This is a genomic window from Hymenobacter terrestris (genome assembly GCF_013377905.1).
GTDB lineage: Bacteria > Bacteroidota > Bacteroidia > Cytophagales > Hymenobacteraceae > Hymenobacter > Hymenobacter terrestris.
In genome coordinates this window covers 1-25,919 of the sequence record NZ_JABKAV010000046.1, presented here as the reverse complement: position 1 = coordinate 25,919, position 25,919 = coordinate 1, and the positions used below count along the sequence as shown (strand labels likewise).

At 61.8% G+C, this 25,919-nt stretch carries 23 protein-coding genes; 15 read left to right on the top strand and 8 right to left on the bottom strand.

All coding sequences use genetic code 11. From position 1 onward, the window contains the following. Window positions 1–264: 264 nt before the first annotated feature. On the bottom strand, window positions 265–408 hold the full coding sequence (locus HW556_RS13560) for a hypothetical protein (RefSeq protein ID WP_176900632.1): 144 nt from the start codon (window positions 406–408) through the stop codon (window positions 265–267). Between the two features lie 68 nt (window positions 409–476). On the opposite strand from HW556_RS13560, the gene HW556_RS13555 reads away from it, so the two are divergent. From HW556_RS13555 to hisS, 3 genes are all read left to right on the top strand, one after another. Then, window positions 477–1,124 (top strand): TIGR02117 family protein, encoded by a 648-nt coding sequence (locus HW556_RS13555; RefSeq protein WP_176900631.1) that lies wholly within the window; start codon window positions 477–479, stop codon window positions 1,122–1,124. A gap of 131 nt (window positions 1,125–1,255) precedes the next feature. Next, window positions 1,256–1,618 (top strand): hypothetical protein, encoded by a 363-nt coding sequence (locus HW556_RS13550; RefSeq protein ID WP_176900630.1) that lies wholly within the window; start codon window positions 1,256–1,258, stop codon window positions 1,616–1,618. Window positions 1,619–1,711: 93 nt separating this feature from the next. Further along, a complete protein-coding gene (hisS, locus tag HW556_RS13545; protein ID WP_176900629.1) occupies window positions 1,712–3,145 on the top strand; it encodes a histidine--tRNA ligase in 1,434 nt (477 codons plus the stop codon). Window positions 3,146–3,222: 77 nt separating this feature from the next. Here the strand turns inward: hisS and HW556_RS13540 are convergent, their stop codons facing one another. Then, window positions 3,223–3,417 carry a hypothetical protein gene (locus HW556_RS13540; RefSeq protein WP_176900628.1) on the bottom strand — a complete coding sequence of 65 codons (195 nt, stop codon included), beginning with the start codon at window positions 3,415–3,417 and terminating at the stop codon, window positions 3,223–3,225. Between the two features lie 251 nt (window positions 3,418–3,668). Here HW556_RS13540 and hutH point away from each other — a divergent pair, with 251 nt between their 5' ends. The 4 genes from hutH (at window position 3,669) to HW556_RS13520 (ending at window position 8,891) form a co-directional block, all read left to right on the top strand. Continuing rightward, window positions 3,669–5,168, top strand: a complete 1,500-nt coding sequence (gene hutH / locus HW556_RS13535; RefSeq protein ID WP_176900627.1) for a histidine ammonia-lyase — start codon at window positions 3,669–3,671, stop codon at window positions 5,166–5,168. A 193-nt stretch (window positions 5,169–5,361) separates the two neighbouring features. Continuing rightward, window positions 5,362–7,239, top strand: coding sequence for a T9SS type B sorting domain-containing protein (locus tag HW556_RS18935; protein ID WP_176900626.1), 1,878 nt, complete (start codon window positions 5,362–5,364; stop codon window positions 7,237–7,239). 147 nt (window positions 7,240–7,386) lie between these two features. Continuing rightward, window positions 7,387–7,722: a YbaB/EbfC family nucleoid-associated protein gene (locus tag HW556_RS13525; protein WP_176900625.1), complete on the top strand. Its 336-nt coding sequence runs from the start codon at window positions 7,387–7,389 to the stop codon at window positions 7,720–7,722. Window positions 7,723–7,811: 89 nt separating this feature from the next. Further along, entirely contained in the window at window positions 7,812–8,891 is a 1,080-nt protein-coding gene (locus HW556_RS13520; RefSeq protein WP_317170528.1) for a glycosyltransferase family 2 protein, read from the top strand. A 99-nt stretch (window positions 8,892–8,990) separates the two neighbouring features. On the opposite strand, the gene HW556_RS13515 is transcribed toward HW556_RS13520, so the two are convergent. Next, a complete protein-coding gene (locus HW556_RS13515) occupies window positions 8,991–9,209 on the bottom strand; it encodes a PspC domain-containing protein (protein WP_176900624.1) in 219 nt (72 codons plus the stop codon). 162 nt (window positions 9,210–9,371) lie between these two features. Here HW556_RS13515 and HW556_RS13510 point away from each other — a divergent pair, with 162 nt between their 5' ends. From HW556_RS13510 to HW556_RS13495, 4 genes are all read left to right on the top strand, one after another. Further along, entirely contained in the window at window positions 9,372–11,189 is a 1,818-nt protein-coding gene (locus HW556_RS13510; protein WP_176900623.1) for a tetratricopeptide repeat protein, read from the top strand. Window positions 11,190–11,248: 59 nt separating this feature from the next. Further along, on the top strand, window positions 11,249–11,677 hold the full coding sequence (locus tag HW556_RS13505) for a hypothetical protein (RefSeq protein ID WP_176900622.1): 429 nt from the start codon (window positions 11,249–11,251) through the stop codon (window positions 11,675–11,677). 95 nt (window positions 11,678–11,772) lie between these two features. Continuing rightward, window positions 11,773–12,756, top strand: coding sequence for a pyruvate dehydrogenase complex E1 component subunit beta (locus HW556_RS13500; RefSeq protein ID WP_176900621.1), 984 nt, complete (start codon window positions 11,773–11,775; stop codon window positions 12,754–12,756). Between the two features lie 158 nt (window positions 12,757–12,914). Further along, entirely contained in the window at window positions 12,915–13,469 is a 555-nt protein-coding gene (locus HW556_RS13495; protein WP_176900620.1) for a DinB family protein, read from the top strand. A gap of 60 nt (window positions 13,470–13,529) precedes the next feature. Here the strand turns inward: HW556_RS13495 and HW556_RS13490 are convergent, their stop codons facing one another. Both HW556_RS13490 and HW556_RS13485 read right to left on the bottom strand, forming a co-directional pair. Then, entirely contained in the window at window positions 13,530–13,958 is a 429-nt protein-coding gene (locus HW556_RS13490; protein WP_176900619.1) for an acyl-CoA thioesterase, read from the bottom strand. A gap of 133 nt (window positions 13,959–14,091) precedes the next feature. Further along, window positions 14,092–14,826 (bottom strand): class I SAM-dependent methyltransferase, encoded by a 735-nt coding sequence (locus HW556_RS13485; protein ID WP_176900618.1) that lies wholly within the window; start codon window positions 14,824–14,826, stop codon window positions 14,092–14,094. A 134-nt stretch (window positions 14,827–14,960) separates the two neighbouring features. Here HW556_RS13485 and HW556_RS13480 point away from each other — a divergent pair, with 134 nt between their 5' ends. Together HW556_RS13480 and HW556_RS13475 are read left to right on the top strand one after the other, a co-directional pair. Beyond that, window positions 14,961–15,131, top strand: a complete 171-nt coding sequence (locus HW556_RS13480) for a DUF2256 domain-containing protein (protein WP_176900617.1) — start codon at window positions 14,961–14,963, stop codon at window positions 15,129–15,131. Between the two features lie 71 nt (window positions 15,132–15,202). Further along, on the top strand, window positions 15,203–15,580 hold the full coding sequence (locus HW556_RS13475; RefSeq protein ID WP_176900616.1) for a hypothetical protein: 378 nt from the start codon (window positions 15,203–15,205) through the stop codon (window positions 15,578–15,580). 433 nt (window positions 15,581–16,013) lie between these two features. Here HW556_RS13475 and HW556_RS13470 read toward each other — a convergent pair whose 3' ends face one another. Further along, window positions 16,014–17,900, bottom strand: coding sequence for a CHRD domain-containing protein (locus tag HW556_RS13470; protein WP_176900615.1), 1,887 nt, complete (start codon window positions 17,898–17,900; stop codon window positions 16,014–16,016). Between the two features lie 218 nt (window positions 17,901–18,118). Here HW556_RS13470 and HW556_RS13465 point away from each other — a divergent pair, with 218 nt between their 5' ends. Together HW556_RS13465 and HW556_RS13460 are read left to right on the top strand one after the other, a co-directional pair. Further along, a complete protein-coding gene (locus HW556_RS13465; protein WP_176900614.1) occupies window positions 18,119–18,595 on the top strand; it encodes a nucleoside deaminase in 477 nt (158 codons plus the stop codon). A 92-nt stretch (window positions 18,596–18,687) separates the two neighbouring features. Beyond that, complete coding sequence (locus HW556_RS13460; protein ID WP_176900613.1) at window positions 18,688–21,960, top strand: AsmA-like C-terminal region-containing protein; 3,273 nt, start codon at window positions 18,688–18,690, stop codon at window positions 21,958–21,960. 165 nt (window positions 21,961–22,125) lie between these two features. On the opposite strand, the gene HW556_RS13455 is transcribed toward HW556_RS13460, so the two are convergent. Then, window positions 22,126–24,276, bottom strand: a complete 2,151-nt coding sequence (locus HW556_RS13455; RefSeq protein WP_176900612.1) for a tetratricopeptide repeat-containing sensor histidine kinase — start codon at window positions 24,274–24,276, stop codon at window positions 22,126–22,128. Window positions 24,277–24,390: 114 nt separating this feature from the next. Continuing rightward, window positions 24,391–25,919 (bottom strand): dGTP triphosphohydrolase (dgt, locus tag HW556_RS13450; protein ID WP_317170526.1); only part of this gene is annotated, 1,529 nt, incomplete at its 5' end.

Below are 25,919 nucleotides of genomic sequence, written 5' to 3'. Positions count from 1 at the left end.
ACAGGCGCTGGAGCAGGCCCTACACCAAGCCATCAATTGGATTACGAGTCAGGATGCACGCAACTGGTTTGACCACTGCGGCTACCACACCCAAGCCCCACAATAATGGGTCACATCGTTCACGAAACCGCTATAGGTACGCAACAAACCTTCGGAAAGCAAGCCAAATCGGGTATGCTTCCCGAAGGTTTGTTGCGTACTTCTGAGTTATCAAGCGGGAGCCGAAGCAGGTAAGTAGGCCAAATCAAGCGGCTAAAGGCGCATTTACTTCGGCTCCGAAAACCGCGGGTCAGTTATGAACTCCTCATCGGTCAGCGTTTTCAAAAAGGCTACGATTTGACGTTTCTCCTGGGCCGTTAGCTCCAGGTGGGGGCTGATTTGGAGGGGGTCGTTGGTGGTGTTGAGCATCAGCGGGTCGAGGTTGGGGCTGCTGAACTGCTCGTGCTCGTTATATTCGCCGCGTTATGGCGGCTTTTGTGGCGTTTATTCTTCTGCTAATGACCGGGGCCACGGTGCCCGTAAACCGGCATTTCCGACAGACGCCGGACGGCATCCCGATTTTCGTAGTGTCGAACGGTGCCCACACCGATTTGGTGCTGCCCCTCCACGACCCGCAAACCGGCCACGACTGGCTGCGCGAACTCAGTCAGCCAGAACTCACGGCCCGCTTCAGCCGCTACCGCTACGTAGGGTTTGGCTGGGGTAATGAAGGATTTTTTCTGGGTTCAATGGGCGGACGCACGCCTGGGCCGGGCGCCATGCTACGAGCCCTGCTGCCTTCTAAAACCCTGGTACACGCCAGTTTCTACCGCGCCGCGCCCGACTCAGGCGCCCTGGTGGTGCCGCTGCGAGTATCGGCAGCGCAGTATGGGCGGCTGGTGGCGCATGTGCAGGCCACGCTGGCCGCGCCCGACTCGTTGGGCCGCCAGCCGTTGCTCCAAGCGGGCGGTTACGGCGCCGCCGATTTTTTCTTCCGCGCCCGGGGCCGCTACCATGCCCTGCGCACCTGTAACGACTGGACCACCCGCGGCCTGCGCCGGGCCGGGATAAGGGTGCCGCTTAAGTCGCCGCTGGCCGCTCCGGTGCTACACCACGCTCGGCAAACAAGCCGAAAAACACGATGAATACCACGTATTTGCCGATTAAAGTAAATTATCCTGCTAAAATTATATTTTGTCCTTGATGAAGCCGTAACTTGCACCTGCAAATACTCGCTTATAAGCGGAGTTATACCGTTTATAGTGAGGACCGGAAGATGTTGGATGTACAGCGCGAAGAATTACCCCAGGCTTACCTGCTTATCCCTTCTTGTGCAGCCACTAGCACCACCGACAACGTGGTACTGGCCCGCGCCCTGCACCGTGCCAGCCGCGCCGACAAGCCAGCCGTAGTGATTGACCTGAGCCTGCTGGATATGCTTAGCAACGACGCAATCGATCTGCTATTAGCCTATTCCTTCGTGCTGCGGGCTCAGTCGCGCCAACTCATTCTGTGCCACACCCCCCAGGCCAGCCGCCACCGCTTCCAGTGCCTCGACCCCGACTCGCAGCCGCTACTGGTTGCCTCGGTACTCGATGCCATGCAGGAAATCGAATTTGAGTCCTCTCGCAAGAGCTGATTTGGGGCCGGCGCGGAAGAATCGGGGAAAGTCCGGCGGAAAGCACGAATTTTGCGGCCATACCACCGCATTCCGATTTCTTCGCCCCTCCCGATGAGCGCCCAAAAACCCAGCATCCCACAAGGCACCCGCGACTTTGGCCCGGCCGTGGTGGCCCGCCGCAACTACATTTTCGGCGTAATCCGCCGCGTGTTCGAGAAGTTCGCCTACGCTCCGCTCGAAACTCCAACCCTGGAAAACCTGAGCGTACTCACCGGCAAGTACGGCGACGAAGGTGACCAGCTGCTGTTCAAGGTGCTCAACTCGGGCAACTTTCTTAAAAAGCAGAAGGGCGAGGTTATCAAAGAGCAAGTAACGCCCGAAGACCTGCTGGCCGGCCCGCGGGCGGTGCTGCCCAAAATTGCTGAAAAAGGCCTGCGTTACGACCTCACGGTGCCCTTCGCCCGGTACGTAGTGATGAACAAGGGCACCTTGGTGTTCCCCTTCAAGCGCTACCAGATTCAGCCGGTGTGGCGTGCCGACCGGCCCCAGCGCGGCCGTTACCGCGAGTTTTACCAGTGCGACGCCGACGTGGTGGGCACCGACTCGCTGCTTTGCGAAGCCGAAATTGTGCTTATGATGAGCGAGGCCCTCACCACGCTAGGGCTCACCGACCACACCATCAAAATAAACCACCGCCGGGTGTTGGGCGCGTTCTACCAGGCCCTGGGCGGCGAGGGCACCGAAGTCGACCTGTTCACGGCCATCGACAAGCTCGATAAAATTGGCCGCGAGGGCGTAGAAAAGGAGCTGGTCGAGCGCGGCTTTTCGGCTGAAGCCATTGAAAAGCTGTTCGACCTGCTGAATGTGGAAGGCTCATTCGAGGAGAAGCTGGAGCGGCTGCTGGCCGCTTTTGTAACGGCCGCCGTAGAGCCCGACACCCCTGGCGCCGACGGCTTCAAGGGCCTGCAGGACCTATGCCAGGTACTTGACTACCTGCGCGGCTTCGGCTTCGAAAAGTGGGACAACCTGGAATTCGACGTGACGCTGGCCCGCGGCCTGAGTTACTACACGGGCTGCATCTTCGAAATCAAGATCAACAACGTGAACATGGGCAGCGTGAGCGGCGGCGGCCGCTACGACAACCTCACCGGCGCTTTCGGGCTGCCGGGCGTGTCGGGTGTGGGCTTCTCGTTCGGCGTCGACCGCCTCTACGATTGCCTGGAGGAGCTAAACCTGTTCCCGGAGGCCGTCAACAGCACCTCGCGCTGCCTGCTGGCCAATTTCGATGCCGAAAGCGAAATAGCGGTACTGCCCGTACTGGCCCGCCTGCGGGCAACAGGCATTGCCGCCGAACTGTACCCCGAACCGGGCAAGTTGGGCCGGCAGTTCAAGTACGCCGATGGCAAAGGCATTCCGTACGTACTGCTACAGGGCCCCGAGGAGCGCGCCGCCGGCCTATTCAAACTGAAAACAATGGCTACCGGCCAGGAGCAGACGCTGACACTGGAACAGGTATTAACAGAACTGGAAGCGGTTAGGGGTTAAGCTTTGGAGGTCGGTGTAGGGGCGGGGACAAGCCCCGCCCCTACACCGACCTCCTACTGGTAGGCGACCACCGGAAACTACATCTGTACGTTGAGGGCCTGCCGAACTTCGGGCCAGCTTAGCTCGCCGGCCACATAGCGGCTATAGAGCTGCTTGGCGTAGGGTGTAGCCTTGGTACGCAGGCTGGGAATAGCATCCTGCAGACGCATCAGCACGGTGCGGCGCTGGGAAGGCGTTTGGGCGCCGGGTCCGAACTTCGGGTTGTATTCCATGTCGTAATGAAATAAAGATCAGTGCGATACTTCAAATATCGAAAACTCGCTATTTGGAAGCAAGCGCAAAAAATACGGATTTCACTAAGCACGACTCCGTATTTATACCCATCGCTCCAGCTACTGGTAGAATTGGTTAGCAGCGTGTTTGCCGGAACTGATGAAGCTGCTGCAGGTGCAGCCTTTGAGCCGTTACAGACAGCGTAGGCTTATTCTGTACTTTTGAAGCTCCTGCCCTCCTTCCCTACCCTATGGCCGCCGACTACGAACTCACCCCTTCCGCTTCCCTCGATTTAACGACCATCGACGAGTTGTTGCGCACTCGGGCCCGGGTGGTGCTCAGCGCCGAAGCCCGCCAGCGCCTCGAAGCCGGCCACCGCTATCTGCACCAGCGTCTGGAGCGCGACCCTAATACGGCCGTGTACGGCATCAATACCGGTTTTGGGGCGCTGTGCGGGCAGGCTATTCCGGCCGCGCAGCGCCAGCAGCTGCAAACGAATCTGCTGATGTCGCACGCCTGCGGCACGGGGCCCGAGGTGCCGGCCGAACTGGTGCGGCTGATGCTGCTGCTGAAAGCCCAGAGCTTGTGCTACGGCCACAGCGGCGTACAGGTGGTCACCGTGCAGCGCCTGCTCGATTTCTACAACCGCGGCATGCTGCCGGTGGTGTACGAGCAGGGCAGCCTGGGCGCCAGCGGCGACCTGGCCCCACTGGCCCACCTCTGCCTGCCGCTGCTGGCCATGGGTGAAGTCAATTACGAAGGCTATCGCCTGGCCGCCGCCGATGCCTTGAGCCTGTTCAGCTGGGAGCCGATTGTACTGGGGGCCAAAGAAGGGCTGGCCCTGCTCAACGGCACCCAGTTTATGCTGGCTTACTCCGTCCACGGGCTGCTGCGGGCCCGCCGGCTGGCTGCCGCCGCCGACGTTATCGGGGCCCTCTCGCTGGAGGGGTTCGATGGGCTGCGCGAACCGTTTGATGAGCGCCTGCACCGCCTGCGCCCCCACCCCGGGCAGTTGCTGGTGGCCGAGCGTCTGCGGGGCCTGCTGGCCGGCAGCGAGCTGCAGCAGCAGCCCAAAACCGCCGTTCAGGACCCCTACTCGCTGCGCTGCATGCCGCAGGTACACGGCGCCTCCCGCGATGCGCTGGCGTACATAACCCGCACCACTGAAATCGAGTGCAACGCCGTAACCGACAACCCCACCATTTTCCCCGAGGATGATGCTATTCTGAGCGGGGGCAACTTCCACGGCCAGCCGCTGGCTCTGGGGCTGGATATGCTGGCCATTGCCGTGGCCGAGCTGGGCAGCATCTCGCAGCAGCGCACGGCCCAGCTCATCAGCGGGCAGCGGGGGCTACCGCCGTTTCTGGTGGCCGAGCCGGGCCTCAACTCGGGCCTGATGATGCCGCAGTATGCCGCTGCCGGCCTCGTGAGCCAGAACAAGCAGCTATGCACGCCAGCCTCGGTGGATAGCCTGGTGAGCAGCAACGGCCAGGAAGACCACGTGAGCATGGGCGCCAACGCCGCCACCAAGGCCCTGCGCGTAGTCGTCAATGTAGAGCAGCTGCTGGGCATCGAGTTGCTGAACGCGGCCCAGGCCCTGGAGTTCCGCCGCCCTGGCCGCAGCTCGGCCCCACTGGAGGCGCTGGTGGCGGCCTTTCGCGAAAAGGTGCCCTTCGTAGCCCACGACCGGATCCTGTACCCCGACCTGGCCGCCGCCGCCGACTTCGTGCGCACGTACACTTGGGAGTAAAGCCAGGCGCTGCATCTCCACATGCAGTGCTTGAGGGGCGGCTTCACTGCAAGTTGCTTTTTACGTTTCTTAGGGAAAAGATTTTAGCACTTGTGGCGTTAATCTGGTCGTGATAAGAAATGCACTCCTATTCTGGGTTTTGCTGCTAGCCAACTTTTTAGTCGGCTCAGTAGCGCGCGCCCAGGCACCTTGTGTGTCGCAGACCGGGACCGATGCCCGGTTTGAGGCCTATGACGCCGCTACCGGCCAGCTGTTGCCTAGGCTATTGTGCGTCGGTCGGCCGGTACGACTGCGCGACACAAGCGGTAAAAACCTCGACCCGGCCCAGATTTACTACCGCCAGGGTACTACCACGCTCTGCACCGGCTTCACCGATACCACCACCACGTTCACCCCCACCCTAGCAGGACCGCTGGTTATCACCCAGAATACACAGGGCCAACCAGGAGTCAGTCAGGGCATCATCTTTTCCAAGACTTACGAAGTATTGGAAGCATCGCCACCCACTTTTGAGGTCAGCGTCTGCTCGCCGGGGCTGGTGCAGGTAACGGTTACCGATGCCAGCTACCCCAACTATTTGGTGCAGGTGGGCACCGGGCCGCGGGTTCCGGCAACGCGCGGCGTGGCGGTAAGCTATCCGGTGCCGGTCGGCAGCGGCCCCAATACGGTTACGGTATCGGGCCGTAGTGCCCAGGCCGGGCTATGCGAGGGTACCAGCACCAAACCCTTTACCCCCCTACCCGCCCCCAAAGCGCCGATACTGCGGCGGCTTACACTGCCTCTGCCTGGCACCGTGCAACTGGAGTTTGAGGCGCTGCAACCAGAATACCGCTATCAGCTGCAGGTAGCCGATGCCAACACCCCGGGCGGTTACCGCAGCCTGACAGTCATTGCCAGTAATACGGCCAGCTTTACGCTACCCGCGGCCCCACTGCCAGGTTGCTACCGGCTGCTGCTCCAGGACCAGTGCCAGCCACCGGTTTTAAGCCTGCCTTCCAACGAAATCTGCTCGGTGCAGCTAACCGGCGCGGCTACCAACGGCCGCAATCAGCTCAGCTGGACCAGCGCCGGCAGCGGCACCTACACGCTCACCCGCACCGAGGGCAGCACCAGCGTGGTACTGCCGCTACCGCCCGGCGCCACCAGCTACGACGATGCGGCCGTGAGCTGCGGCACTACCTACCGCTACCAGCTTAGCCTGAGCAGCGGGCCGGCCATATCGGTTTCCAACGAAATCAGCCTGACTGCCCTTTCTACTACGCCACCGACCCGGCCGCGGCTGTGGGCCGGCTTCAACCTGCGCAACCAGGTAGAGTTGCGGGCCGAGGTGCCGGGTGTAGCCGTCGGCGGCCAACTTAGCTACCAGCGCAACGGCGCGCCGCTGGCCGTCACGCCCGCCCGCCGCCTGCTCGATACGCTGGTTACGCCCGATCCGGTCATGCCGCTGTGCTACACGGTCGAGTTTCAGGATGCGTGCGGCAACCGCGCCCCTGCTGGTTCAGGCATATGCGTGGTGCAGCTGAAGGCCGAAGCCGCCAGCTCCAACGGCCCCGAAATTCGCCTAACCTGGTCGGCCCTGACGGCCACGGGGCCCGGCCCGGCCGCGCCGGTAAGCTACCAGGTGCTGGGGCTGGCATCCGACAACACGTTGGTTTCCAGCGTAGCGGTAGGCAGCAGTCTTACTTACCTCGATCTGCAGCCCGACCCCAACCGGCAAACTGTGCGCTACCGCATTGAGGCCCGTGGCGCCGGGCTGACGGAGCCTTCGTACTCCAACGTGGCCGAAGTGGCGCGCCCAGTGAAGCTGGTGCTGCCTACCGCCTTCACACCCAACGGCGACGGCCTAAACGATGTGCTGGAGCTCAAAGGCCGCTTCCTCGACAACTTCCGCTTCACCATCATCGACCGCAACGGCCAAACTGTATTCCAGACCACCGACCGCACCCGCAGTTGGGACGGCCGCATTAAGGGGGCTGCGCCGGTGCCGGGCGCTTATGCCTGGCAGTTCGAGGCCCTCGACCAGCAGGGCCGAGCCGTGAAGCAGTACGGTACCATCACTATTCTGCGCTGATGGAGAGCGAACCGTCCGCTTTGCGTATCGTTGAACGGAACCATGGCACAGTCAGTAATCAGCCTGTTCAACGACTCGCGAAGCGGGAGCTTCACGTTACAGCGTATCTTTGCGCTACTATTTTTCACCCTTTGAGACGACGCGACTATGTTTGATATGGCCGGAATGATGGGCAAGATGAAGGACCTGCAGGAGAAGATGAAGCAGGCCCAGGACCAGCTGCAGTATCTGACGGCCACGGCCGAATCGGGCGGCGGGCTGGTGAAGGCCACCGCCAACGGCCAGCGCCGTCTGCTCAAGCTCGAAATCGACGACAGCCTGCTCCAGCCCCAGGACCGCGACATGCTGGCCGACCTGGTAGTGGCCGCCGTGAATAAGGTAATGGATGAGGCCGCCGCTAAGGCCCAGGAAGAACTCAAAAAGACCACTTCCGGCCTCATTCCCAACATCCCCGGCATGGACCTGAGCGGTTTCGGGATGTAGTTTTTTAAGCTATTAGCGGTTAGCTGATAGCCGTAAGCTTTTTTTGAAACAGCGTTCTGCAACCGTTATCTGACTCGTCTGCCGATCCGGTGGCACTTGCCGCAAGTGCCACCGACGCTACCCCAGACACCTCGTGCGCCGATGTGGCGGTGGTCATCCTCAACTGGAACGGCCGCGACTTTCTGCGCCAGTTCCTGCCCGCCGTGCTGGCTCACTCGGCCGGGGCCGCCATATTCGTAGCCGACAATGCCTCTACCGACGATTCGGTGGCCCTCGTGCGAGCCGAGTTTCCAACGGTGCAGGTGCTGGAAAACGGCGGCAACCTGGGATTCTGCGAGGGTTATAACCACGCACTGGCCCAGCTCGGGCCCGAGTTCCGCTATTACGTGCTGCTGAACTCCGATGTGGAGGTGACACCCGGTTGGCTCGCGCCCCAACGCGAGCTACTGGAGGCCAACCCGCGCATTGCTGCCTGCCAGCCCAAAATCAGGCAGTACAGCACCGACCAGGCCACGCGCCAACTGTTCGAGTACGCTGGGGCCGGCGGGGGCTACCTCGATTCCCTGGGCTACCCCTTCTGCCGCGGCCGCCTCTTCGACACGCTCGAAACCGACACCGGCCAATACGACGATGCCCGGCCGGTAGCTTGGGCCACCGGGGCATGCCTGCTGGTGCGGGCCGAAGCCTGGCACGCGTTGGGCGGGCTGGAACCAGCCTTTTTTGCCCATATGGAGGAAATCGACTTCTGCTGGCGGCTCCAGAATGCGGGCTGGCAGGTGTGGTATCAGGGCAGCAGCACGGTGTTTCATGTGGGCGGCGGCACGCTGCATAAATCCAACCCGCGCAAAACCTACCTCAACTTCCGCAACGGCTTGGCGTTGGTGTACCTCAACACCCACCCCGCCGAGCTGCCCGCCGTGCTCATCAGCCGCGTGGCCCTCGACTGGGTGGCGGCCCTGCGCCTGTTACTGCAGGGCCAAACGGACGACTTTTGGGCCGTGCTGCGGGCGCATGGGCACTTTGTGGGCCGCTTGGGCTACTGGAACATTCGGCGGCGGCAGTTTCCGCCCCGCCGGCGCCTGCACGAGCGCGCCGGCACCTACGCCGGCAGCCTCGTATGGGCCTATTTCGCGCAGGGCAAGCACCTTTTCAGACAGCTGGAAAAGTAAGCAACGGTACACGGCCCTGGCTGCCGCGGGTTGGGGCTGAAACGCGAAAAGGCCCGGCTACCAAAGCAGCCGGGCCTCCAAAAGTCTCGGTTCTAAAACCTACAAATCCCAGACGGTGCTGCGCTGCTGGCGCATGGCGTGGCGCACGTTACGCCAGAAGGCTAGTGCAAAGTAAAGCACGATGGGCGAACCGAACGTGAAGAACGAGGCATACACGAACGAAAGCCGTACGCTGCTGCTGGAAAAGCCAACCCGGTCGCCAATAGCCTTGCAGACGCCGAAGCTCTGCTTTTCGATGAAGTCAGTTATTCGATGCATAAGGGTAATTTTAGCGGCGCAGTAAGTATTGGCTGGAGTAATATACGATGATTTCGCCCCGGTGTCAAGCACTTACGCGAGAACTGCCCGACAAGATACGTCTATCAGCTACCTTTTGTCGTTTGAGTTTAAAATTTTTCTGATCCCACGGAGTCGTTGCCTATGCCCCATCTTCCGCGCCTGCTGCCCGGTGCCACCAGCCTGCTGCTGGCCGCTGGCCTGCTGCCCGCCTGCTCGCCCCTGCCCAAAGTGCTGAAGGCCGCTCAAACCGGCCAATCGATTACCGTGGCGCCCGCCGTGTTGGAAAGCAACGGCCAGCAGGTGCGCTTCGAGGTAACGGCCAAGGTGCCCGCCAACCACCTGCGCAAGGGTGCCGCCTACAACGTGGCCCTGAGCTACCGCTACCAGAACGGCCTGCGCGAAGACACCGTGGGCAGGCTCACGTTCCTGTCGGGCGAGTTTGTGTATGACGAACAGCAGAAGAATATGCTCGTTATCCGGCGCGAATTCACCTTCCCGTATGCTCCCCAGAAAAGCCCTGGCGAGCTGCTGGCCCGCCCCGATGCCCGCCTGACCAAACCCAACGGCGCGCGCCTTAAGGGCCCGGAAATGGTGCTGGCCCGCGGCATCCTCACCACCAGCCAACTGGTAGTGCGCCAGGATTCGCTGCTGACGCTGCTGCCCGAAACCGTGAGCAACGACCGGAGCGGCACGCGGGTGCTCCCGTTTTACTTTGATGCCGGCAAGGCCGAAATCCGCAACTTCCTGGGCACCAATGTGGCGGCCCTCGAAGATTTCATCGAAGCCAACCAGCGCACCGAAAAGGTGATGATTGTGGCCGGCCACTCGCCCGATTCACTCGACCGCCACGACCCGCGCCTGCCCGACCGGCGCGTGCAGGCCCTGACTAATTACTACAAGAAGCGGGTCGATGAAGCTTCCTACCTTAATAAGGTGAGCAACATCGACTTTGAAACCGAAGCCTACCGCCGCCGCTGGGACCTGTTCCTGAGCAAGGTGCAGCAGTCGGCCCTCAAGCCGGCCCAAATCGATTCGGTAGTGCTGCTCATCAACGACTCGCCCGGCACTTTCGCCGAGAAGGAAAAGCGCCTGCATTCGCTCAGCTTCTTCGATTATCTGGAGCAGTACATCTACCCGGTACTGCGCTTCGGCACGGTATCGGTGCGCTACACGGCCCCCAAGCGCTACGATTCGGAGGTGTATCTGCTCTCGAAAAAGATTGTGGAGAAGCAGACCGAAGCCGATGCCCTCACGCCCGAGGAGTTGCGCTATTCGGCCTCGCTTACGCCCCTGCTGGCCGAAAAGCAGCGCATTTATGAAACCGCCGTGGCCAACACCGGCGCCTGGCAGGCCTACTATAACCTGGGCGCTGTGCTGCTGATGCGCTCCGAAAAGGAAACCAACCCGAAAGTAGTGCGCGCCTATCAGCGGCGGGCAGCCGTCAACTTTACGCTGGCCGCCCATCGCAACCCCACGGCCGAGCTGTTCTACCGCGTGGCCACGGCCTACCACCGCGCCAACGACCTGACTGAAGCCCGCCAGAGCTACGACTACGCCATCAAGCTGGGCGGTACACCGGCCATGCTCAGCAAGGCTTTCGCCGACAAAGCCGCCCTCGAAATCGAGATGGGCCAGCCCGACGAGGCGCTGCGCAGCCTGAGCTACAGCGACCCGCGCAGCTACCAGAACCTGATGAACCGCGCCCTCATCTATGTGCTGAAGGGCAATTACCCCGGCGCGGCTGCCATATACGAGGAGGCGCTGGCCCTGCGCCCCCAAGACCCGCTGGTGTACTACAGCCTGGCCATAACGGCCGCCCGCCAGCACAACGAGGCCGCCACGGCCCTGCACCTGCGCCGCGCCGTGGGCCTCGACCGCAGCTACGCCAACCGCGCCGTCGAGGACCTGGAGTTCCGCGAGTTCACCAAAGGCAAGCAGTTTCTGGAGGCGCTGCGGTAGGCAGTGAGGTGGGGAAGCAGTTCCGGTAAAACGACGTGAGAAATTTTATATTACCCAGTATGGAACTGACGAACTTCGCCGTCGATGGCCAGTACATTGGGCTGGAGTGGCCCAAGGGCCACGCAGATTTGCACAATAACTTCAACTTTGTGCGCCTGGAATACCAGTTGCATCCCCGGGTGGGGCTGGTGCTGGAGTGGACGAAATCGGCCGGTAGCTGGGCCAGAAAGGAGCCGTACCAAAAGCTTCGGCTGGTATTCGAGGGTGTACGCTATTTGAAAATCCGGGAGCGTGACCCGGAATACCCCTTTTCGGAGGATGACACGGTGGCTCAGATCAGCCGAACGCCACCTGAAGCCCGCGACGAGTTTGAGAATATGTACTTCAATGAAGACGCCCAGCCCCACTACGACCTTACCATAGGATTTCAAAGTGAGTGGGGTATCAAGGTAAATGCCGACACGGTGCGCCTGGAATTGGAATCCTGAACCGGTTTGCCCAACCGCGCGGCCCTTTGTAGCTTTACGGGCCGGTTTAGCGCCAGCTTTTTTCTTTTCCTGATTTTTCGATTTTTCTACCTGCTATGCGGACCATCCAATTCCGGGAAGCCCTGCGTGAAGCCATGAACGAGGAAATGCGCCGCGACGAGCGGGTGTTTCTCATGGGCGAAGAAGTTGCCGAGTACAACGGCGCTTATAAAGTAAGCCAGGGCATGCTCGACGAATTCGGGCCGGAGCGCGTGATTGATACGCCCATTGCCGAGCTGGGCTTCGCCGGTATCGGCGTGGGCGCGGCCATCAACGGCCTGCTGCCCATCATCGAGTTCATGACTTTCAACTTCTCGTTGGTAGCTATTGATCAGGTAATTAACTCGGCTGCTAAGATCTATTCGATGTCGGGCGGGCAGTACTCCTGCCCTATCGTGTTCCGTGGGCCAACCGGCAACGCCGGCATGCTTTCGAGCCAGCACTCGCAGAACTTCGAGAATTGGTTTGCCAACTGCCCCGGCCTGAAAGTGGTGATTCCTTCGACGCCCTACGACGCTAAAGGCCTGCTTAAAAGCGCCATCCGCGACCCCGATCCAGTAATTTTCATGGAGTCTGAGTTGATGTACGGCGACAAAGGCGAGGTGCCCGAGGAGGAATACCTCATTCCGATTGGTAAAGCCAACGTGGTGCGCGAAGGCACCGATGTAACCATTGTCAGCTTCGGCAAGATGATGAAAATCGCCCTCGAAGCTGCCGACCGTTTGGCCCAGGACGGCATCAATGCCGAGGTAATCGACCTGCGCTCGGTGCGCCCTATTGACTACGACACGCTGGTGGAGTCGGTGAAGAAAACCAACCGCATGGTAGTGGTGGAAGAAGCCTGGCCGCTGGCTAGCATCAGCTCGGAACTGGCCTACATGGTGCAGAACCGCGCCTTCGACTACCTCGATGCTCCCATCCGGCGCGTTACCTGCATGGATGTGCCCCTGCCCTACGCTCCGACCCTCATTGAAGCCTCGCTGCCCAACGTAGAGCGCACTCTGCAGGCGGTGAAGGATGTGCTGTACGTTAAGGGCTAATTCAAAGCATATTTTCGCTAGCAGTAAAAAGGCCCGCTTAACGCGGGCCTTTTTGCGTGGTGCCTTTTGAGCAGGGCGCACGGCCAGACGGGCGGGTTTTTACGTACCTTTTCTGGCAAGCATCCCCTTTTTCCTTACTGTCTCCTGTTTCTCTCCGCATGAACCACCGTCTGCACCTTCGCCTCGAACGTTTGGAGCGCGCTACCAACCACCTGCTGGCCACCGTGGAGGAAATGGGCAAACAAGCCACCGTTGCGCCGGGACCCGAGCAGTGGTCGGCCGTGCAGGTGGTACAGCACCTGCTAGTAGCTGAAACGGGCGTCGGGCAGTACATCGAAAAGAAGCTACGCGAAGCCGATAAGCTTCGACCGACGGGCCTAGCGGGTTTCCTGAAGTCGCGGCTGTTGCGGCTGGCACTACGGTTGCCGGGGTTGCGCTTTAAAGTACCGCGCTACCTGGCCGAGCTTACGCCCGCAGAAGTGCCCGCGCTGCCCGAGTTGCGCACTCAGTGGGAAACCACCCGCCGCCAACTAGAACGTCTGCTCAACGAATATCCAAGCAAGCTGCTGAGCCGCGCCATTTTCAAGCACCCCCGTTCGGGCATGCTTACCATCCATCAAACCCTCGATTTCATGCTCGACCATGTGCTACACCACCAAAAGCAGGTGGAGCGCATTCAGGCCAAGGTGGGCGCTGAAGGCGTGATAAAGTAAAACGACGAGTCGTCCCAGGCAAAGCATAGGATGACTCGTCGTTTTACTTTATCTCTAGCCCTACAAATCCTTGTACGACTCGTGGCGGGGCAATTCAGCCATGAGGGCGGCAATTTCGGGTGGTGGGGTGGTGAGCTTACGCGTACGCAGATCGAGCCACGCGCCTTCGACGCTGACAGTGGCGGCGGGGCGACCGTCGGGCTTATAGAGCGTGTGCACGATGTTCCAGCGGGAGCCGTCGGCGTTCAGCCCCGATAACTCGCCGCCTACCCGCAGTTGCTCGTTGATGTGTAGCTCCTTCAGAAAGCGGGTATCCTCGCGGAACAGAATTGGTCCGAGGCCAGCCTTGGCGAAGTAGGGCAGCGTGAAGCCGCTGGCCGCCAGGAACTCGATACGGTGCTGGGCGGCATAGTCGTTGTAGGCCGAGTGGCGCATGTGGCCGTTGGGGTCCATATCAGCCCAGCGGACGGTGTAGGTGCGTTCGAACATTTTATGAGGATTTGATCTGGCGGCTACGAGCTGTCAGCTTTTTATTGGTTGAATCAGGAAATGTAGGCTATTGGCTAAAATCGTCAACCATAATCGGCATGACGGTCTGGCGGCCATCCGAACTGCTTACAGCTTACATCAGCGAGAGGCGCACCAAGTACTGTTGTTGCTCGTCTTCCTCCAGAAACTCGACCTCGTAGCCGGCAGCGGTGGCACAATCCTGGAGCAGGCTGGGGTCGGCGAAAATCCAGCCGAACTCGGGCCCCTGCTCGGTTCCATACTGCATCGAGTAGGTCACCTCACCGTAGTACGAACCGTTGAGGTCGAACACCAGCGCCCCGTCCTCGTCCTCGTACATGTAGCTGATATCGGAGGAAGTAGCCAGAATCTGGCCGCCGGGGTTGAGCAGGGTTTTGGCATGGTGCAGGAACCGCTCCAGCCCTTCCAGATTGCCCGTCAGGCCCAGGCCGTTCATGAGCATGAGCAGCGTATCGAACTTTTCACCCTGCGCCAGGGCCGAATCGAACAGATCGTGGCAGGCAACTTCGCGCACGCCACGCTGCTGCATCACGGTCACCGCGCCGGGCGAAATATCCACGGCCTTCACTAAAAAATTGCGGGCCTGTAGTTCTAAAGCGTGACAGCCGGCCCCGGCGCCCAGGTCGAGCACCCGGCCCTGGCAGTGCTCCAGAGCGGTGCGCTCCAGCTCGGGCATTTCCCAGAGCGAGCGAAAAAAGTACGCGGCCGGCAACACTTCCTCGTCGGCGACGGAGCTGTGTACGGCCAGCGTGGCGCTTAGCTGGCCCTGCTGGTAGGCCTGTAGCGCATGGCCCAGGGGGTCGGGGGCCGTAGTTTCGGGAGTTGACATGGCGCAAAGATAGGCGGTGCGGCAGGTAGGAGGAGAAAAGCAAAACGTTCCGGGACCGGTTATGCCAGTTGAGCGGCGCTTAGCCTCCGCCCGCGCCGCGCCCGTACACCCACTTCACTTTTTCGCTTTTCGCCTTGACTTCACACGGTAAAGCCCATCTGCCTACCAAACTCTGTATCACCTGCGGCCGGCCTTTCGCCTACCGCAAAAAATGGCGTAACTGCTGGGACGAGGTGAAGTACTGTGGCGAAAAATGCCAGCGCAACCGCCCCAAATCAGAATCTCCGCTCCCTACTCAGGCGTAGCCAACGTATCCTTGCAGCAACGTTCTGCGTTCAGACAGGCACTCTTCCCCATCTGTAAAACCATCTGCCGCATGGCCAGCAACCTCGATTATCTTGCCCCCGAACTCAAGCCGCTTGAAGAAAAGCTCCAGGCTTATCTGGCAGCTGAAAAAGAGCTAACGCAGGCCGAAATTGCCGCCACCAGTCTCACCCAAAGTCCCCCACCGGCCCCGGCCGCAGAGCTGGGCCAGCGCCCGGCCCCCGGTAGCTTCCCGCAACCAGCCGACGAGGCAGCCAACGAGCTACAGAACCTGCGCGATGATTTAATTGCCCAGCGCCAGGAAATTATCGCCCTGCTGCCCGTGCGCGACGAGTGGGTGAAAGTAAACCTGGGCTATGGCCCCAGCCGCGTAGGGGCTTTCAGCGTACCGGCTCCCGGTACTGGCTATGAACTACGGCTAGTTATTTAGTACAAAAACTGCACGACGGACAGCTTGCCTGATACAGAAATAGCGCCGGCAACTGAAGGGATGAATCCTTTCAGTTGCCGGCGCTATTTCTGTATCAGGCAAGCTGTCCGTCGTGCAGTCGTGGAAAATATACCCCGGAAAGGTCAGGGAGTATAGAAATAAAAAAGACGTGACCAACAGCCACGTCCTTTTCCACAACCAAAACACCTAATAAACTATTCTTTCAAATCTGTTCTGTCAACTATCAGGCCAAAGCCTTTTTAACGACGGTTGATTTTGCCGAAACAGTTGTTAGGGTCTTCTGGCAACAGGAGGCAATAAGCGCACCGAAAGGTTGCAGACCCACCGCTTATTTTTTTGTAGCCACTCTCCTTTTGCTCAGAATAAATCGAATTACGCTCAGACAGAGCTATGTATGCGGGATGTCAACGGCTTACTGCTTCGTGATGCGGCTGACGATGCGTGAGTCGTTTAATTCCATTAGCAGCAGATAAACACCTGCGGCACCGGGTACCTTCACATCGGTGCGGTTGGTGCCCGGGCGGACATTTACGGCCTGCGTAAGCACAGTACGGCCCAGCAGATCGGTTACCCGCAGTGTGCCGCTGCCGCTGCTACGTGCCTCGAAACGGAAGCTAAGTTCGTCACGAAAGGGGTTGGGTGTGGCAGCAAAGCCTTCGGCGACCAGCGCAGATGGCTGAGCGGACAGCAACACGCCCAGCCGGCGGAAGTCGCGCAGCACCTGGCCCCGGATTTCACCGCTGGGGTTGGCAGCCGTGTGCAGGTTCACGTAGACACTATCGCGCCGGAACTGCAATGCCCGACGGGAGGTGAACGGGTTGGTGGCGTTGGGTGCCTCGTTGGTGGCGTTCCAGTAGGCATCGGCCCCGCTAGTGGGCGTAGTAGTATTGAAAAACGGCATCAGGTTGAACACCACCGGACCCGATTGGGTGATGAGGCCGGTGTGCAGGTGGCCCATAGTAGCCGGGCCCGAGAGTCCGCCCCAGGTCATGTTCAGGTGCACGTTCGACTGGTCGCGGTCCATTGAAACAAAGCCTGCGCCGTAGCCGCCGGTGGCCACTGGGTTGGGCCGCTCCTGCTTGCCGCTGAGCACAAAGGTATAGCCCTCGCGCGCCAGCCGGTATACCTGTCCCCGGATTTCGCCGTTGGGGTTGGCCGCCGTGGCTAGAATTATATTGGCTCCACCTGTCAGGAAAAGGTTAACGACCTGCTTACTCAAAGGAGTAAGGAAGAATGCCAGCGTATTGGGTGCATTGGCCGGTAGTGCTGTAGATGCAATAACCCCGAGCCCTGGGTTAGCAACCCCTGCATCAGCAGCAAAAATCCCTAACGCAGTAGGCGGGCCGCTCAGTCCAGTATGCGCCACAGAAAGAAATACTGTATCGAGCGTGGCATTAAGCTGAAAAACAGATACTCCTTTACCTACTGAAGCAGTGGCGGGCACTATCTGCGAGGCATCGAGCCGGGCATCATGGCTTAAAAAACGGGCCGCGCGGGTGAGTTGACTGCGGATTTCCCCGCCGGGGTTGGCGGCAGTGTGCACGTTGATGTAAATCTGTCCGGCGTTCAGGGCCGTGAGGAAGGCGGCCGTGGGCGTGATTTCGCCCTCAATTACATTACCCGTGAGGAAGGGCATCAAATCGACTATGACTGGGCCGGTAGCGCCGGCTGCGCCAGTGTGGAAGTGTGTGACGGTAACCGGACCGCTCAGACCCGAAAATACTACCCGAAACTTCAGCTTGTTCTGCTGTTGCGTTAGGTTGAATGTTCCGTAGCCAGTGGCCGGCGTACTAACGGCCGGCACTTCCTTGGCACCGGTCAGTTCAGCCGTGAATTCTTCATCTTTTTCCAGCTTTATCTGGCCCCGGATTTCGCCGCCGGGGTTGGCTGCCGTATGGATGTTGAGGTAGTACGCCCCGCGCAGGTAACGGTCGAGCCTGGCCGGGGTAATGTCAGCGCCGGTCAGGAACCCATCAATTTGGTTGCCTTTGATCATCGAGAACAGGTTCGTGACTACCGGGCCGGCCGTGCCCTCGAAGCCGTTGTGCACGTGGGCCATCGTGATGGGGCCGCTGAGGCCGGTAAACGAGCCGCTGATAAAGAGGGTGTCTTTGCCGGCGTTGAGCGTGAAGCTGGCTGTACCGCGGGCCGCAGTGGCTACGGCAGGTACCTCCTGGGCTCCGCTGAGCTGAGCGCCGAACAGCAAATGGGCGCGGAGGTGGTCGGCCTGCGCGGCGAAGGGCCGGAGCAGTACGCTCAGCAACAGGCTGAGCGTAGCGTAAGTAAAGGTTCGCAACATGCTGAATAGGTTGAAGTAAAAGAAGAATTGATAGCAGGAAACCGCTTAGCACAGCGAAGGTTATGGCCGGCATAGCAACTGGGTGCTATACTGCAGGACTTTTGCGGCCAGCCAGCACTTCGCCCCAATGGCTAAAGTCGTATTTTGCGCTCTGACAGGGGTTTTTGCGTGTACCGCAAGGCCGAAATTTTACTACTATTTTACGCTGCTGCGGCTCTATGGAAGCTCCTAACCCCGAATTCATGCGCGAAGCCATTCGCCTTTCTATTGAGAAAATGCAGGACGGCCACGGCGGACCCTTCGGCGCGGTGGTAGTGCGCAACGGCGAAATCATTGCCCGCGGCTTCAACCAGGTAACCAGCACCCACGACCCCACCTGCCACGCCGAAGTGGATGCCATCCGCAAGGCCTGCGCCTCGCTGGGCACCTTCCAGCTCACCGACTGCGACCTGTACACTAGCTGCGAACCCTGCCCCATGTGCCTGGGTGCCATTTACTGGGCCCGCCCGCGCCGCGTATTTTATGGCAACACCAAAGAGGACGCCGCTGCCATCGGCTTCGACGACCAATTCATTTACGAAGAGCTGGAAAAGCCTCTCGGCCAGCGCCACCTGCCCATGCAGCCGATGCTGCGCGACGAAGCACTGGCCGGTTTCCGCGCCTGGGAGCAGCACGAAGCCCGCACCGACTACTGAGTTTTTGGAGCTGTTAGCCGAGAGCTATTAGCTACTGGCTTTATACCAAACGAAAGCTAACAGCTGTCCGCTCTTAGCTCTTAGCTTGCAAAATGAGGTTTCTCTCCCTGCTGCTGCGCATTTTAGCTGTCCTCGCGCTGGGGCTGCTGCTGCTGGCGGGAGCGGGGCTGTGGGCGCTGCAGTCGGATTGGGGGCACCAGCGAGTAACGAAGCTGGTGCGCCAGCGGCTGGCCGCGCACTCCGACCTGGTGCTGGCCCCGCTGCAACTGGACTACTCCCTGCTGCGCGATTTCCCTTACCTGACGGCCTCATTGCACCATTTGTCGCTCACCGATACGTCGGCCCGGCGGGCGGTGGAGGTGCTGCGCGTGGGCCGGGCCGATATGCGCCTGGCGATACGCCCGCTCTGGCACGGCCGCTTCGAAGTGCAGCGCCTGACGCTGCACAACGCCGAATTCCGGCAGCTGACTGACTCGACGGGCCACGACTGGGGCCTGCGGGGCCGCGGGCCGCGCCGCAGCCGCCCCCAACTCCCCCCCGATTTCGACCTCGACTCGCTGATTATCGTGAACCTGCGGGTTTCCGACCGCAACGAGTTGCACCATAGTGGGTTTGGCGCACGGGTAACGCATGGGCGGCTGGCGGTGCGCACCCGCGGTGGTGTGGCCCGGGTACGGGGCCGGCTGGTGGGCCGGCTCAACTATCTACGCAGCAGCCGCAGCCTTATTTTTTCGCAGGAAGATGTGGTGGCCCAGGTGCGCTACGGCTACGATTTCAGTCGGCGCGAAGGCACGTTCCGGCGCACCCGGGCCACGCTCAGCGGCGACACCGTGCACATCAGCGGTACGCACCGCGGGGCCGGGCCGGGCGAGCCCCGCGGAACCCGCCTCAACCTGCACTTCCGGGGCTACCAGCCGCTACTGAAAGTACTGCGGGTGGCGCTGCCCAACAACCTGGAGCGCTACCTCGAAGGCACCACCAGCCCCAGCCGCGCCCGCATAGCCTTCACCATTCGGGGACTGACCGGCCCTACCGTGCGGCCGCGCACGGTGCTGCGCTTCGAGCTGCGCGACGCCCAGGTGCAGTGGCCCGACCCCGCCCGCCGCATTCGGCGCTGGGATGCCCGCGGCGTGTTTGATAACGGCCCGGACCACAACTCGCGTACCACTTACCTCACCTTCGAGCAGTGCCGCATTCACTCGACGGCCGGCCAGCTCGACGCCCAGCTAACGGTGCGCGACTTTACCCGGCCCCGGGTGCAGGGCCGGGTGCAAGGGCGCACCGAACTGCAAACCCTGGCGGCCGTGGTAGTGCCCGACCTGTGGCGAGCCCGCAGCGGCGAGGCGGCCCTCGACCTGGAGCTGGATGGCTGGCTACCCAGTTTCCGGCCCCGGCGAGCCGGGCCGGGCCGGCGGCCACTACCTTTACCAGTGGCGGTAAGGGGCACCGTTAGCCTGGAAAATGCTTTTTTTGATATTCCGAACCGGCAGGCCCGCATGCGTGCGCTCAACGTCCGGGTCCGGCTGAACGACAGCCTCTGGAAGCTTGAAAATCTGACTGGTCAGCTCAATGGCATGCAGCTGCAGGCCAACGCCACTACCACCAACCTGCTGGCCTATGTGAGTGGCCAGCACCCCACCACCCACATCAGCGGCTCGCTGAGCGTAGATGAGCTGCGCCTGCCCGAGCTGCGGCGGCTGCTGGCCCCGCCGCGCCACCTTACCCGCAGGCAGGCCGCCGCCACCACCGACGCCGACCCTGCCCAGGCGGTCGATATGCTGACTATTTTGCCGGACGGCCTGCGCCTGGAGGGCGTACGCCTGCGTTGCGCCCGGCTGGTACTGGCAGACGATACTCTCCGCCAGCTGGCCGCCACTGTACACCACGATGGCAGCCGGGTAACCCTGCGCGACCTGCAGGTGCGGGTATGGGATGGAAAGTTGGGCGGGCAGGCCAGCTGGTCTACTACCCGGCCGGGCTCCGAGCCAGTGCAGGTACGCCTGAAAGTGGAGGTACCAAACCTGAGCTATGAGCGGCTGCTGGCCCGTATTTCGCGCCCGCCCCGCCGCCCGCCGGGGCAGGGCAACAACGACCCTACGCTACGCGAGATGCTGTTGGCTACCAGCGGCCGCATCGATGTGGCTATCGGCCAACTGCAGCTGACGGATGCCAGCAGCCTCCACCAGTTGCGGTTTCATGTAGATAAAACCGGTCCCGGCTTTCAGATTCCTGACCTTACGTTCCGGACTAATACCGGCGGGCAGGGCAGCATCCGGGCGCAGGCAACGTTGGCGGGCATTCGGCTGGACCGGGCGCGCGCCATAGTGGAGCTACACTACGATACGTTGAACGTACAGCGCTTTCTGAAGCTGCTCGCCGACCTGGGAACCGTACCACCACCCGACGACAGTCAGGCGCGGCAGTCGGGCCGAGAGGCGCGGGAGGGCCGGGCTGCCCGCCGGGCCGGCTCGCCGGGGCGCCGGGCAGCCCGCAGTTCGCGCCCCAGCCGGCCCGCGTCGCCGTTTATGGATGGCACCATCACCGGGCAGGTGCATGTAACGGCCAACCGCATGCACTACGGCGTACTGCGGGGCACCGACTTTGACCTGCTTACTACCCTCGAAGCCGGCCGGGCCCGCCTGGAAAGCTGCTCGGTACATGCTTTCGGGGGCGAGCTGACCCTGCGCGGCGTGATGCGCACCGACTCCGGCACCAACCACCACCCCTTACGAGCGCACATGCAACTGCGCAATGTAGAGCTGCCCCAGCTGTTTGCGCTGGCCATTCCGCTGGGCCTCGATGTGCTGGGCCCCGATAACGTGCGGGGCCGCATGCAGGCCGAGGCCACTATCCGCACCGACCTCGACCAAACCTTCCTACCACGCCTGGCCACCACCCGCGCGCTGGTGCAGGCCGATTTAATTGACCTGGAGCTACTGGAAGTGGATGCCCTGATGCAGGCGCTAAAGATGCTGAGCCCGCGCCGCACCAGCCACCTGTTCTTCGAGCCGGTACAGGCCGATTTCCTGCTCGACAAAGGCCAACTGCTGATTCCTGACCTCAACCTGAGCAGCAACCTGACCGATCTGCAGGTAACCGGTGAGTATGGCCTTGATGGCCGCGCCGACTTATTTGTGGGGCTGAGTCCGCTGCAAACCCTGTTCGGCAACAACCGCAAGCGCATTGAGCGAATCAGGAGCGGCGAGGCCACGGAGCGCCGCAGTCGGGGACTCATCTACCTGCACCTGAACCGCCAGCCCGGCAGCCGTTACAAAGTGAAGCTCTTTAAAAAGCAGCAGCAACGCCAGCAGCAGGCCGAAGTGCAGGAAAAGTATCAGCGCCTGCTTCGCTTTTTTGCTGATTGAGTGAGGGTGTATAAAGGATAAAAGGACAGCCATTCTGAGCGCAGCCGAAGCAGCTCTACCGCCAAACTAACTCCCGACGATAGAGCTACCCTCGCAGTAGAGATTCTTCGGCTGCGCTCAGAATGACTGTTCCTCTACCCATCACCACTCACCCCCTTCCCTGCTCTACCCCTGCTTCAACGGCAGCGTGAGGGTGAATTCCGTGAAGTGGCCTTCCTCTGAAACCACACGCAGCGTGCCGCCGTGGCCATTGGTAATGATGTCGTGAGCCAGCGAGAGGCCCAGGCCAGTGCCCTCGCCCACGGGCTTGGTGGTGAAGAAGGGCTGAAAGATTCGCTGTTGCACGTCGGGGCTCATGCCGGTACCGTTGTCACGCACTTGCACCTGCACCTGGCCGGCCAGCAGCGCGGTGCTTACCCGCAGCTCGGGAACGTAGCCGGGTCCCGCCAGCACCGCCCGATCGGCCAGCGCATACAGGGCATTAGTAAACAGATTCAACAGTACGCGTTCCACTTCGGGCACCAGCACGGGCACCAGGGGTAAGTCGTCGCCCAGCACGGGGTGCAGCACGCCGGCGGGCAACAGCAGCGCCGTATCGGGACGACCCTCGTAAGCCAGGCGCAGCTGCCGGGCTACCAGAGCGTTGAGGTTGGTAGGCTGCAGGGTAGTAGCTCCGGTGCGGGCATGGGCCAGCATACTGTTGATAATGGACGAGGCCCTCTGTCCATGCTGACTGATTTCGTGCAAATTGCGCCGCAGCCCACTCATAATCTCTTGCCCCAGCTCGTCGGCGGGGGCGGCGGTAGGGCCGGCCGCTCCTACCGCGCCGGCTGCTTCCTGCTCCAGCAATTCATTGCTGACTGAGGCCAGCCGGTTCATGAAGTTAAGCGGGTTCTGCAGCTCGTGCGCAATCCCGGCCGACAGCTCGCCCACGAAGGCCCACTTTTCGGCCGCTACCAGCTGGCGCTGGGTGGCCACCAGCTCGGCCTGCTGGCGGCTCAATAGCTCGTAGGCGCGCTTTTTCTGGCGGTAGTTGCTCCCCAGCACCACACTCAGCCCCGTTACCAGCAACAGCCCAATCCCCGACACGCCCAGCAGCCACTGCTGCTGCTGGTTTTGCTGGCGCACCATGACCGTCGTGCGCGTCAGCTCGCCTATTCGGGCCTGTTGCTGCCGCAGCTCGAAACCGTACTGCAACGCCGCCGTGCGCCGAATCAGGGCGCGGCTGCTGAGGCTGTCGTCGTAGGCGGCAAAGAGGCGATGGTAGCGGTAGGCATCGGCGAAGCGGCCCAGCCGGGCGCTGGCTTCGGCCAGCACCCGGCTGCCGTCGCGGATGTCTTCTTTCACGCCCCGCTCCTGGCTGGCCTGCAAACCGGGCTGGCCGTAATAAATGGCGCTATCGGGGCGGCGCAGGCGCAGTTGGGCGCGGGCCATCACCAGATCTACCAGCGGCAGATAGCCCACCACATCGAGGCGGCGCAGCTCGGCGCGGGCCTGGCGGGCGTAGCGCAGAGCCTCGGCCGAGCGGCCCTGGCGCTCAGCCATATCAGCTATGTACACTTCCAGCACAATGCGGCCGGGATTGTCGCCGAGGCTACGGGCCAGCGTGGCCCCCTCGGTGTAGTAGCGGCGGGCCTGCGTCCATTGGCCCTGCGCCTGGTACAGGTCGCCGAGGCCGCGCAGGCTTTGGGCCACGCCCCCTTTGTCGTTGGTTTGCCGGGCCAGAGCGCGGCTCTGCTCCAGATAAGCCAGCGCCTGCCCGTACTCGCCCAGCTGGGTGCTGATAAAGCCCAGTTGGGCGTTGGTGAGTACCAGCCATTTGCTGTCGCGCAGCTTTTCGGCCTGTGTGAGGCCCTGCTGGGCGCTAGCCAGGGCGCGAGCGTAGTTGCCCTGCCCGAAGTAGATATACCCCAGATTGTAGCCCACCGCAATCAAATTAGGTGAATCATGGCGCTGCCGGAAAATGCGGGCGGCCTGCTGGGTAAAGGCCAGCGCCGGAGCGTACTCGTTGCGCTTACGGTAGTAGAAACCCAGCCCCAGCCAAGCCTGGGCTTGCCCCGATGCATAGCCCAGGCGGGTAGCCAGCGCGGCGGCCTCCTCGAAGCGGGCCCGCGACAGGCGCGGGTTGGAAGAGCGCAGTTCGAAGGCCAGCTGATTCAACTGCTGCACGCGCACCGTATCGGCGGCGGCCGGGGCATTGGGGGTGGTGGCGCGTAGCGGAGCCAACGGCAGCAGCAGCCCCGCTAACGTGAGCAGCAGTACAAACAGCGGCCGGAACAGCCCCACTTTACGCAGAATCAGAAATACTTCAGCCATATAAGGTGGCTAAGATATTGCCTTATAAGGTAAACCGCCGGTCCAGGGCTCCGGTATCCGGCCGGGCATGGGCCGGGTATTCGTTTAGGTGCATGCCAGGGCAGGTTTTAGCGGCTAGAAACCTTTGGGCAGGTCGATGCCGCGGATGGTGCGGAACAGGCTCAGGGCATTCTGGTCGGTGAGGCCACCGATGTAGTCGGTGAGCAGAATGATTTGCTCGTAGGCACCCGCGTCCTGCTGGAAGCTGGTGGCGCAGAACTGCTCGGGCAGCAGTTGGCGCAGCTTGCGCGAGCGGGCACTGGCGTGGGGGTCGAAGGTAGCGGCCAGGAAGGCATCGAGCAGGCCGCCGAGCACCTCGAAGCCGGCAGCTTCAATTTCAAGCACCGGCCGGCTTTGGTAGAGGTAGTGAGCGGTGAGGCGGTGAACTTCTTCGAGCTGCTCCCAGCAGTCGAGCTGGCGCACCAGCGGCTCGTCGAGGTGGCCGCGCAGCAGCTCGGGGGCGCGGTCGGCGAAGCGGCGGGCAGTTTGCTGCACCAGCTGGTTGATGAGGCGGGCGCGCAGGTAACCCAGCTCCTCGCGCCAGTCGCGCCACTCCACCGAGCCGCGGCGGGTGGGCGCGTCGCCCAGCATGTCGCGCAGCAGCGCCAATCCTTTTTCGCACGGAATCAGGCCCAGCTTCAGGCCATCTTCAAAGTCGATGATGCGGTAGCAGATGTCGTCGGCGGCTTCGACCAGAAAGGCCAGCGGGTGCCGGTGATAGAAGCCGGCGGCCTCCGATCCGGCCGGTTTGGGCAACAGGCCCAGTTCGCGGGCCACCTCCTCGAAACGGACGGCTTCGGTCTGGAAGTAGCCGTATTTCTTCTCGCTGGTGCTCTGCGTAAGAGCCTGCTCGGGCACTACCGAGGGGCGCGGGTACTTGCTGAACGCGCCCAGCGTGGCGTACGTGAGGCCCAGGCCAGCCGAGCCGCTGCTGTGGGCGGCGTAGGTGTGGGTGAGCACCCGAAAACCGGCCGCATTACCTTCAAAATGCTGCAAATCGGCGCGTTGGGCCTCGCTGAGCATGCGCACGAACGGCTCGGCAGCACTGCTGCGGAAGTAGGCCGAAATAGCGTCCTCGCCCGAGTGGCCGAAGGGCGGGTTTCCGATGTCGTGGGCCAGGCAGGCAGCGGCCACAATGTCGCCGAAGTCGGAGTCAAGATGGGGCAGCTCACCGGCCAGGCCCGCGGTTTCTTCGAGCAGCAGCCGGCCCCCGAGGCGGCCGAGCGAGCGGCCCACGCAGGCCGTTTCGAGCGAGTGCGTGAGGCGGGTATGCACGAAATCGGTTTCAGGCAGGGGCATAACCTGGGTTTTGCGCTGCAGCCGCCGGAAGGCCGAGCTGAATACCACCCGGTCGTAGTCGGCCACGAAGGCCCCGCGCACGGGGGGCGCCTCGCTCACGACGTGCAACTGGGGCTGCTCGGGGTAGCGGCGGCGGCTCAGCAGCTGGCCCCAGCGCATGGTGGGGGCGTTTTCGTCAGGGGGCGTGAGGTGGAGCATGGTGGGAGCTGATGGAACGATGTAGGGGCAGCGCTTGCCCCCGCCCGCCGTTGAACGGAATCCTTGTACGAGTGGAACGGCCTTGTTCAACGAGAAACGTTCAATGG

Bases quoted from the DNA above. Each gene is read 5' to 3' on its own strand.
- HW556_RS13560 (WP_176900632.1), bottom strand. From the start codon at position 408: ATGCTCAACACCACCAACGACCCCCTCCAAATCAGCCCCCACCTGGAG.
- HW556_RS13550 (WP_176900630.1), top strand. From the start codon at position 1,256: ATGTTGGATGTACAGCGCGAAGAATTACCCCAGGCTTACCTGCTTATC.
- hisS (WP_176900629.1), top strand. From the start codon at position 1,712: ATGAGCGCCCAAAAACCCAGCATCCCACAAGGCACCCGCGACTTTGGC.
- HW556_RS13540 (WP_176900628.1), bottom strand. From the start codon at position 3,417: ATGGAATACAACCCGAAGTTCGGACCCGGCGCCCAAACGCCTTCCCAG.
- hutH (WP_176900627.1), top strand. From the start codon at position 3,669: ATGGCCGCCGACTACGAACTCACCCCTTCCGCTTCCCTCGATTTAACG.
- HW556_RS13525 (WP_176900625.1), top strand. From the start codon at position 7,387: ATGTTTGATATGGCCGGAATGATGGGCAAGATGAAGGACCTGCAGGAG.
- HW556_RS13515 (WP_176900624.1), bottom strand. From the start codon at position 9,209: ATGCATCGAATAACTGACTTCATCGAAAAGCAGAGCTTCGGCGTCTGC.
- HW556_RS13510 (WP_176900623.1), top strand. From the start codon at position 9,372: ATGCCCCATCTTCCGCGCCTGCTGCCCGGTGCCACCAGCCTGCTGCTG.
- HW556_RS13505 (WP_176900622.1), top strand. From the start codon at position 11,249: ATGGAACTGACGAACTTCGCCGTCGATGGCCAGTACATTGGGCTGGAG.
- HW556_RS13500 (WP_176900621.1), top strand. From the start codon at position 11,773: ATGCGGACCATCCAATTCCGGGAAGCCCTGCGTGAAGCCATGAACGAG.
- HW556_RS13495 (WP_176900620.1), top strand. From the start codon at position 12,915: ATGAACCACCGTCTGCACCTTCGCCTCGAACGTTTGGAGCGCGCTACC.
- HW556_RS13490 (WP_176900619.1), bottom strand. From the start codon at position 13,958: ATGTTCGAACGCACCTACACCGTCCGCTGGGCTGATATGGACCCCAAC.
- HW556_RS13485 (WP_176900618.1), bottom strand. From the start codon at position 14,826: ATGTCAACTCCCGAAACTACGGCCCCCGACCCCCTGGGCCATGCGCTA.
- HW556_RS13475 (WP_176900616.1), top strand. From the start codon at position 15,203: ATGGCCAGCAACCTCGATTATCTTGCCCCCGAACTCAAGCCGCTTGAA.
- HW556_RS13470 (WP_176900615.1), bottom strand. From the start codon at position 17,900: ATGTTGCGAACCTTTACTTACGCTACGCTCAGCCTGTTGCTGAGCGTA.
- HW556_RS13465 (WP_176900614.1), top strand. From the start codon at position 18,119: ATGGAAGCTCCTAACCCCGAATTCATGCGCGAAGCCATTCGCCTTTCT.
- HW556_RS13460 (WP_176900613.1), top strand. From the start codon at position 18,688: ATGAGGTTTCTCTCCCTGCTGCTGCGCATTTTAGCTGTCCTCGCGCTG.
- HW556_RS13455 (WP_176900612.1), bottom strand. From the start codon at position 24,276: ATGGCTGAAGTATTTCTGATTCTGCGTAAAGTGGGGCTGTTCCGGCCG.